6 protein-coding genes and 2 pseudogenes are annotated in these 8,392 nt (G+C 67.8%); 4 read left to right on the top strand and 4 right to left on the bottom strand.

The annotated features are described in order from the left end of the window. Positions 1 to 201: 201 nt before the first annotated feature. Together QH276_RS19995 and QH276_RS19990 are read right to left on the bottom strand one after the other, a co-directional pair. Positions 202 to 771 (bottom strand): flavin reductase family protein, encoded by a 570-nt coding sequence (locus tag QH276_RS19995; RefSeq protein WP_280400400.1) that lies wholly within the window; start codon positions 769 to 771, stop codon positions 202 to 204. Then, positions 760 to 2,307: pseudogene (locus QH276_RS19990) on the bottom strand (FAD-binding protein); the annotation flags it as partial. The gene QH276_RS19995 and the pseudogene QH276_RS19990, both read right to left, overlap by 12 nt. A 301-nt stretch (positions 2,308 to 2,608) precedes the next feature. On the opposite strand from QH276_RS19990, the gene QH276_RS19985 reads away from it, so the two are divergent. Both QH276_RS19985 and QH276_RS19980 read left to right on the top strand, forming a co-directional pair. Continuing rightward, on the top strand, positions 2,609 to 3,757 hold the full coding sequence (locus QH276_RS19985; RefSeq protein ID WP_280400380.1) for a Rieske 2Fe-2S domain-containing protein: 1,149 nt from the start codon (positions 2,609 to 2,611) through the stop codon (positions 3,755 to 3,757). Beyond that, positions 3,754 to 4,023, top strand: coding sequence for a ferredoxin (locus QH276_RS19980; protein WP_280400381.1), 270 nt, complete (start codon positions 3,754 to 3,756; stop codon positions 4,021 to 4,023). Before QH276_RS19985 ends, QH276_RS19980 begins: the two co-directional genes overlap by 4 nt. Positions 4,024 to 4,093: 70 nt before the next feature. On the opposite strand, the gene QH276_RS19975 is transcribed toward QH276_RS19980, so the two are convergent. After that, positions 4,094 to 4,597 carry a thioesterase family protein gene (locus tag QH276_RS19975; protein WP_280400382.1) on the bottom strand — a complete coding sequence of 168 codons (504 nt, stop codon included), beginning with the start codon at positions 4,595 to 4,597 and terminating at the stop codon, positions 4,094 to 4,096. Between the two features lie 197 nt (positions 4,598 to 4,794). Here QH276_RS19975 and QH276_RS19970 point away from each other — a divergent pair, with 197 nt between their 5' ends. After that, complete coding sequence (locus QH276_RS19970; protein WP_280400383.1) at positions 4,795 to 5,595, top strand: SDR family NAD(P)-dependent oxidoreductase; 801 nt, start codon at positions 4,795 to 4,797, stop codon at positions 5,593 to 5,595. A gap of 78 nt (positions 5,596 to 5,673) precedes the next feature. Here the strand turns inward: QH276_RS19970 and QH276_RS19965 are convergent. Further along, positions 5,674 to 7,398: pseudogene (locus QH276_RS19965) on the bottom strand (3-ketosteroid-delta-1-dehydrogenase). A gap of 211 nt (positions 7,399 to 7,609) precedes the next feature. On the opposite strand from QH276_RS19965, the gene QH276_RS19960 reads away from it, so the two are divergent. Next, a complete protein-coding gene (locus QH276_RS19960) occupies positions 7,610 to 8,389 on the top strand; it encodes an IclR family transcriptional regulator (protein WP_280400385.1) in 780 nt (259 codons plus the stop codon). Positions 8,390 to 8,392: the final 3 nt, after the last annotated feature.

The following is an 8,392-nucleotide window of genomic DNA, read 5'->3' as shown; positions in this document are numbered from 1 at the left end:
AACTCGGTGTTGTCGTCGTCCCCCGCCCCGCCCCGCCGCGGGCGGGGCCGGGGCGGGGCCCGCGGGGGGGCCCCCCCCCAACCCCCCCCCCCACCTTTTGCGCCCCCCGCCCGGGCGTGGGGTTCCCCCCCCCCGCCTGCGGCGCGGGCCGCCACAACCCCTTCTGGGTGAAATGTGGTTACGGGCTCGCCACCGAACCGGTCAGCCCCAGCGCCAGGTATCCGCGCCGTACGCCCCGGCGGCCACCGGTTCCGCTGCCAGTTCCCGGAACGACGACCGATAGAACAGCAGCGGGGCGGCTTCCCGGATCGGCCCGACCGCGGTGACCCGCGCGATGACGATCGTGTGGTCCCCACCGGGCAGCTCCTCCTCGAGGGTGCATTCCAGCGAGACCAGCGACCCCGCCAAGGCGGGGGCACCGTTACCGCCCGGCGTCCACTCGACACCGGCGAACTTGTCGGTGCCGCTGCGGGCGAAGGCACGGCAGACCTCGTCCTGGTCGGCGGCGAGGATATTCACACAGAACCGGCCGGCCGCCCGGATCCGGGGCCACGAGGTCGAGGTCACCGCCGGACAGAAACTCACATACGGCGGCTCCAGCGACAGCGACGTGAACGACTGGCAACTGAACCCGGCCGGACCGTCCTCCCCGATCGCCGTCACGATGGTGACCCCGGAACAGAACCGGCTCAGCGCCGATTTGAACTCGCCGGGCGAGGGTTCGGAGCGCGGGGTAGCGGGTATCCCCGGCAGCCCGGTCGCGGCCGCCATATCCAATGCGGCGAGATGGGCGAACACCATCGAGGCCCCGATCGGGTTACCCCCACCCGGGTAGGCGGTGCCGCTCACCGCCGCCATCGAGTTCCCCGCGGCGTACAGACCGGGGATGACCGCACCGGTGGAGTCCAGCACGCGGGCCGCGGTATCGGTCCGCAGGCCGCCCTTGGTGCCGAGGTCCGACAGGCCGAACGCCGCGGCGCAGTAGGGGCCGCCGTCGATCCGCACCAGCGGGTTCGGGGAGCCCGGTACCGACCGGTCGTAGGGTTCGCCGCCGCGGTCGAAATCCGGGTCCGTTCCCGCGTCCACCGCGGCATTGAAACGTTGCACGGTCTCGGTCAGCGTCTGCGCCGGCACCCCGATGAGCCCGGCCAGTTCCGCGAGAGTGTCGGCGCGATGCCACAGCCCGGCCGCACGGTATGCCTCGTGATCGTCCAGCGGTATCCCGGCGAACAGGACCGGCGGCGCGAGATCCGGTGTGCCGCTGTAGATCATCCAGTAGGGCAATTCGATCCGGCCCGAATCCATAGCGGCGAGTACGTCCCGGCCGACGCGGTCGTAGGGTGCGGATTCGTTGGTGAAGCGGCGGCCTTCACCGTCGACGAGAATGCCGCCGGTGAACCACATCGAGAAGGTCGAGCTACCGTCCGGGTGGGTCAGGCCCGGGGCCCACCATGCCTCGTTCATCAGATCCACGTCGGCTCCCACACCCATCGCCGCTTCGATCGCCGCGCCCGTATTGCCGGACGGAGACATCGAATCGCGGGCGAAGTTCGGGACCCCGAAGGTGGTGCGCATCCGGCTGTTCCGCTCGAACCCGCCCGCCGCCACCAGCACCCCATGAGTGGCCCGGATCCGCCGCAGACCTTGCGGCGTCGATACCGACGCCCCCACCACCCGGCCGTCCAGCCGGATCAGCTCCCGGCATGCCGCTCGTCGTTTCAACTCGACGGTCGGCAGCGCCCGCAATGCCAGCAGCAGCCGGCCGATCAGGGCGCGGCCGCCTTCCAGCTGTTCGGGTACCGGCGCCGACCGGCGATCGGTGGCCAGCGGCGCCCGTACCTCGGCCGCCAGCTCCCCAAGAGCCTCCGCGTCCAGCGGGACCGGAATGATGTGCCGGCCCGTCGACCGCGCATACGGCGCGTTGCCGAAGTAATCGGGCCAGGGCAGCACCTGGAACCGCAGCGCCGGATCCTGTTCGAGGTACTCCACGAGGGGTGCGCCACCGGTCACGAAAGCCCGCTGGAGTTCGGCCGGCGTCCGGTCGCCCACCACGGCCCGGAAGTACTCCAGCGCATTCTCGGCCGTATCGTCGTCGCCCGCACGCCGCAGCACCGGGTTACCCGGAAACCACATCCCGCCACCGGAATACGCCGTGGTGCCACCGAACCGGTCCGTGGCCTCGGCGACGATCACCTGCAAGCCCTCACGGCCCGCGGTGTAGGCCCCGGTCAGCCCGCCACCGCCCGAACCGAGTACCAGTACCTCGCATCGTTCGTCCCATTCGACCGCTGAATCCACCCAGCTCATGGGGTAACCCTTTCTCACCACAATCGATGAGCCCCGGTCGCCGCTCGGGTGTCGCCCGCACACCGCAGGGCGGTGATCGGTGCATTGCTCATCTCCGGACCCGGCGATGGTGGCAGCAATACGGACCCGTGGTACGCCACCATTCCGTTCACCGAGATACCTACGCGAAACGAGGTGTCCAGTCAGTGAAATGTGACCCCGTTCACCGCCTCGGCAGTTGATACAACCGAGGAGTAGTGGAAGCCGCCGTTTCGCCGGCGCCTCAGCCCGCTTCCACACCATTGCTCGAGGAGAGTCCGATATGACAACGACGCAACCGGATCAGGACGTTCGGCAGATCGAAGCCGCGGCCGCGCCCACGCGGTTCGCCCGCGGCTGGCACTGTCTGGGTCTGCTTCGTGACTTCACCGCCGGAAAACCGCATACGATTCAGGCCTTCGGGACCAAACTCGTGATCTTCCGCGGCGAGGACGGCACCCTCAATGTCCTAGACGCGTACTGCCGGCACATGGGCGGCGATCTCAGCCAGGGCGAGGTCAAAGGCAACGAGATCGCGTGCCCGTTCCATGATTGGCGCTGGGGCGGGGACGGCCGCTGTAAGCAGATACCCTATGCTCGCCGTGTCCCGCCGCTGGCGCGCACCCGGGCGTGGACCACGCTCGAACAGGACGGCATGCTGTTCGTCTGGAACGATCCGGAGGGTAAACCGCCGACCGACGACGTCGCGATTCCGCGCATCGAGGGCGCGGGCAGCGACGGGTGGACCGACTGGCATTGGTACACCACGGTGGTGAATACGAACTGCCGCGAGATCATCGACAATGTCGTCGATATGGCCCATTTCTTCTATATCCACGGGTCGCTGCCGACGTATTTCAAGAACGTTTTCGAAGGTCCGATCGCCACGCAGTACTTCAAGAGCGGTTCGCGGGCGGATTTCCCGGCGCCCGAGGGACAGCCGAAGATGCTCGGCACCTCGTCGGTGGCCTCCTACTACGGCCCCTCGTTCATGATCGACGATCTCACCTACCACTACGAGCAGGGCGACCAGCGGACCGTACTGCTCAACTGCCACTACCCGATCGACTCCGAATCGTTCGTGCTGCAATACGGCATCATCGTCGAGAAGTCCGCGGGCCTGCCCGACGAGGAGGCGATGCGCGCCGCCGTCGCACTCGGCGACTGGGTGAAGATCGGTTTCGAGCAGGATGTCGAGATCTGGAAGAACAAGGCGCGTATCGACAATCCGCTGCTGTGCGAGGAAGACGGCCCTGTGTATCAGCTTCGGCGCTGGTACGAACAGTTCTACGTCGATGTCGCCGATATCCGCCCCGAAATGGTGGACCGTTTCGAGTTCGAGCTCGACACCACCCGCCCGCTGGAGGCATGGAATCGGGAGATCGAGGAGAATCTCGCTCGGCACGCCGATACGACGGGTTCGGCGACATGACTGCCGCCCGTACCGACAATCGCCTGCTCAATACCCCCATGCAGCCACTGCGGTGCCGGGCGTGCGCCGCCGAGCTGCTGGTTCGTAAGAGCAGCTGGCACCAGACCAGCGTGCAGTGGAACGCCGAGGCGTTGGCGTCGTGCCGGGAACTGGGCGCGGCGCCGATGCCGGGGCCGTCCCTGGCGGGGTGCTCACAGTTGCAGGAGACGATCCGGGATGCCGCCACCTCCGGCAATCTGCCGGTCGTGGAGCGCACCCCGGCCTGACCACATCGTCGGGCACGCCGGCCGCCGGCGTGCCCGACGCGTGTCCCCCGGCCCGCGGCTTCCGCCCGTCTCAGCGTCGGATGCGCAGCGAACCGCAGACCGGCGCCGGCCAGGTCAGCCCATTACCGGCCGCGATCTTGCGATCGAGCGCCGCCGCAAGATCATCCGGGACCGGGCTCGCGCGCCGCTCTTCCAGATCGACGTGCACCAGCATGATCTCGAGCGTATTGGACAACACATCACGTTTGCCGTCCACCAGGAACGTCATCAGATGTATCGCTTTATCACTGCGTTCCAGAACCCTCACGTGCACGGTGAACGGATCGCCCGCGCGTAGTTCGCTGTAGTAGACGAGATGATGTTCGGCGGTGAACACGCCCAGCCGGCGGTCTCCCCGGTAACTCTCGTCCACTCCCAGCTCACGCATCAGCACGTCCGCAGCCTGTGAGCTGAGATCCAGGTAGTGCAGCACGTTCATATGGCCGTTGTCGTCGATCTGGCGCGCGGTCACCGCCGCGGAGAGCGCGGCCGGGATCTCACGGATCTGCTCGGCTGTCGGAATACCGTGTCTCATGCTCCGATCCTCCGATACGCCCGATCTTCTCCGCTCCCGAGTGTCCGCTCATCGAAACACTCCGCGGGTCCGGCTCCGGGCCGCCAGCGCCCACTGAGCGGAAGCACCTCACCGGCGGCCGGCCGGGCTATGCCAGTCTCGGCAGTCCGGGCGGCGCCGCCACTGAGTTCCGCCCCTGAACACAGGAGCAAACCGATATGGGCGTTCTCCAGCGGTACAGCGGCCGCCGGGTACTGATCACCGGGGGCGGGTCGGGTATCGGCCAGGCCAGCGTGTTGCGAATACTGGAAGAAGGCGGGCAGGTGGTCGCCGCGGACATCAGCGAGGCCGGGCTGGCCGACACCGCCGAGAAGGCGAAAGCCGCCGCACTGAGCACCCTGACCATGGATATTGCCGACGAGGAGTCGGCGCGGGCGGGTGTCGCCGAAGCGGTACAGCGGCTCGGCGGGCTGGACACCCTCGTCAACGCGGCCGGTGTGTTGCGCTCCGCCCATTTCGAACAGACCACGCTCGCCGATTTCGAACAGGTGCTGCGCATCAACCTCATCGGTACCTTCCTGGTAACCCGGGAATCGATCCCCGCGCTGCGTAACGGCTCGGGACCGGCGGTGGTGAACTTCAGTTCGACATCGGCGGCCTTCGCCCACCCCTATATGTCCGCTTACGCCGCGTCCAAGGGCGGTATCCAGGCGATGACCCATGCGCTGGCCCTGGAATTCAGCAAACAGGGGATCCGGTTCAACTCCGTACAGCCCGGTTCGATCTCCTCCGGGATGACCGACGGCACCGGCGAAGCCAAACAGAGTCTCGGCCCCGGACTGCCCGAGGACGTGGACTTCGGGATGTTCGCCAAGGCCTCCCCCGCCCTCCCGCTCGATGGCGGAGCCATCTTCGCCGGGCCCGATGCTGTGGCCGCAGTGGTGGCCATGCTGGGTTCACCGGATGCGTATTTCATCACTGGGACAGAGGTCCGGGTCGACGGCGGCTCGCATATGTGACGCGCTGACCCCCGCACTGTTCGCGAGTGGGCCGGAGCAACACGCTTCCGGCCCACTTCGCTGTCCTGCGACGGCCGGCTACTCGCCGGATGTAGTTGTTCCGGTGTCCGCAGCAGAACTTGCCGCGGCATGCCGGGCGGCGATGTAGCCGTAGACCAGGCCTTGCCCGATGGTGGCGCCGGCGCCGGGATAAGTTGCGCCGAAGGCGTTGCCCGCGGTGTTGCCGACGGCGTACAGACCCTCGATGAGGCTTCCGTCCTCCCGGAGCACCCGGGCGTGCTCGTCGGCGACGACACCGCCGCAGGTCCCGAGGTCGCTGAGGACCATCCTCACCGCGTAGTACGGTGCCTTCCGCAGGGCGGACAGGTTCGGGTTCGGGCGCACCGTGGGGTCGCCGTAGTATCGGTCGTAAGCGCTTGCGCCACGCTGGAATTCGATGTCCTCACCGGTCTCGGCGTATCCGTTGAACTGAGCGAAGGTGCTGGTGAACGCCTCCACCGGCACGCCGATGGCCTGTGCCAGTGCGGCCGGGTCGTCGGCGCGATGCGCGATACCCGCCTCGTACCAGGCCTCCGGGACCGGCTGTCGGGGGAAGATTCCACCGGCCATGGTGTAGCTGTTGCGGTAGCGCTGGTCGAAGACCAGCCACATCTCCGTGACCGGGTCGCCGGCGCGTTCGCGTGCCAGTATCTGCTGGCCGTAGGTCATGTAGTCGGTGGCTTCGTTGATGAAGCGCCGGCCGGACTGGTCGACGACGAACGACCCCGGAAGCGAACGTTCCGCGAGCATCACGGCGGGCGCGCCACCGGGCAGCGGCGCGAAGGCAGGGAACCACCAGGCCTGATCCATGGAAACCGTGCCCGCACCGAGCTCCTGCGCCGCTTCGATGGCATCGCCGGTGTTCCCCTCGGCACCGAGGCTTGCGTGCGGAATCAGCGAAGGCGACTGGTACTTGTGCCGTGCGGCGATATCGTGGTCGAAACCGCCGGCCGCCAGCACGACACCGCGGCGGGTCCGTACGGTCACCTCTCGCCCGCCCTGGCGTAGCACAGCACCCGAGACCCGACCGTCCTCCTGTACCAGTCGCACCAGGCTCGTTTCGGTCCACACCGGGACCCCCGCACGCAGGATGCCCGCGAACAGGCCGGCCGCGAGGGCCTGCCCGCCCGCGAGGTATTCCCGTCCGATGAGCATGCCGCCGATCCCCAGCGCCGCCCGGCGCAGGATGCGCGGCACCGCTTTCAGTGGCTTGCGCGCAACGAGGTTCATCCACTTGTAGTCGGCGCCCGTCACCGGCATCGGCATCGGTGCCGCCATCACACCCGGCCGCAGCCGGGGCCGCTCCGCGCCCAGAATCGAGGCGTCGAACGGCCGGCATTAGCAGGTCCGCCCGGCCGCCCGGCCACCCGGCTTCTCGGGATGGTAATCGGAATAGCCCTCGGCCCAGAAGAATCGCATGGGGGTGGTCCGCTGCAGCATCGCCACGGTGTCGGCACCGTGGTCCAGGAACGCCGTGCCGCGTTCGGCCGGAGCCGAATCCCCTACGACGGCACCCAAATACGTGGCCGCTTCCGCCACACCCGGTTCGTGCGGTTCCGGCAGGATCGAACTTCCCGGTATCCAGAAGGCACCGCCGGAACGCGCGGTCGACCCACCGACGTAGGCCGTTTTCTCGGCGATCACCACCGACAAACCCAGTTCGTGCGCGGCGAGCGCGGCCGACATACCGGTGCCCGACCCGATGACGAGGAGGTCGACGATCGTGTCGTGAGCAGGTACTAACGGGGGCATCTTCTTCACCATCTGGTCCGGGCTCCACATTCCGATCGGGACGACAAGTGCAGGTAAACGTAAGCCGCTCGAGCCGGTGCCCCGGCCGGGTTTTCCATTGAGCGGGAAGCTCGCCTGACCTCGCATCTTCGTGAGCTGCTTCACATACCGCCGGGTCTATGGCACCATTTCTAATAGAAATAGCCATGTCAGAGCGATGGCGCAGGTAGGCAAGGGAGCCAGCATGACAATCACCACCCAGGAGATGCACACCGGTACGGCCGCGACCCCCAGCGCCATCCTCGACCGCATCTCGCTTGTTCTGGAAGCCTTCAACGGTCAAGAGAGCCTCGGATTGTCCGAGATCGTCCTCCGCACCGGCCTGCCCCGATCCTCCGCCCACCGCATGCTGGACCGGCTCGTCCAGTTGCGCTGGTTGCGCCGCGAAGGCCGCAGCTACAGTCTCGGAATCCGGCTGGTCGAACTCGGCTCACTCGCCGTGCACCAGAACCGAATCCACGCCGCGTCCGCCGAACACCTCCACCACCTCTACCGAGCAACCGGCATGGTTGTGCACCTCGCCGTCCTCGACGGCAACGACGTCGTGTATCTCGACAAGATCGGCGGCCGGCTCGCCGCGCATGTGCCCACGCGGGTGGGTGGCCGGCTGCCGGCCGCGCGCACAGCGCTCGGAAAGGCGCTGCTGGCCTTCAACGGCGGCAGCGGTCCGGAGCATGCGCGCATCCGCGAGCTCGGCTACGCCACCGATCGCACCGAGGCCGTCCACGGCTTCGGGTGTATCGCCTCGCCGATCGGGCCGGTCGGCGAGGCGACGACCGCGGTGTCGATCTGCGGGCCCTTGACGAAGCTGACCTTCGACAGCCGGATGACCAGCCCCGTCCAACTCGCCGCCCACGCAATCTGGCGCAGTGTCTCTGCCGGGGTACGCGTCACTCCGACGCTTCAGCGCCGCAACATATTGCGGGCGCTACCCACCGCGCCGAGCGTCCTCGCTGAGGGGTGACCG

Origin of the sequence: Nocardia carnea (assembly GCF_029869215.1) — a bacterium.
Lineage (GTDB): Bacteria > Actinomycetota > Actinomycetes > Mycobacteriales > Mycobacteriaceae > Nocardia > Nocardia carnea_B.
Note: the sequence above shows the minus strand (reverse complement) of the source record. Positions and strands in the feature narration are given on the sequence as shown.

Bases quoted from the DNA above. Each gene is read 5' to 3' on its own strand.
- QH276_RS19995 (WP_280400400.1), bottom strand. From the start codon at position 771: ATGGCGGCCGCGACCGGGCTGCCGGGGATACCCGCTACCCCGCGCTCC.
- QH276_RS19985 (WP_280400380.1), top strand. From the start codon at position 2,609: ATGACAACGACGCAACCGGATCAGGACGTTCGGCAGATCGAAGCCGCG.
- QH276_RS19970 (WP_280400383.1), top strand. From the start codon at position 4,795: ATGGGCGTTCTCCAGCGGTACAGCGGCCGCCGGGTACTGATCACCGGG.
- QH276_RS19960 (WP_280400385.1), top strand. From the start codon at position 7,610: ATGACAATCACCACCCAGGAGATGCACACCGGTACGGCCGCGACCCCC.
- QH276_RS19980 (WP_280400381.1), top strand. From the start codon at position 3,754: ATGACTGCCGCCCGTACCGACAATCGCCTGCTCAATACCCCCATGCAG.
- QH276_RS19975 (WP_280400382.1), bottom strand. From the start codon at position 4,597: ATGAGACACGGTATTCCGACAGCCGAGCAGATCCGTGAGATCCCGGCC.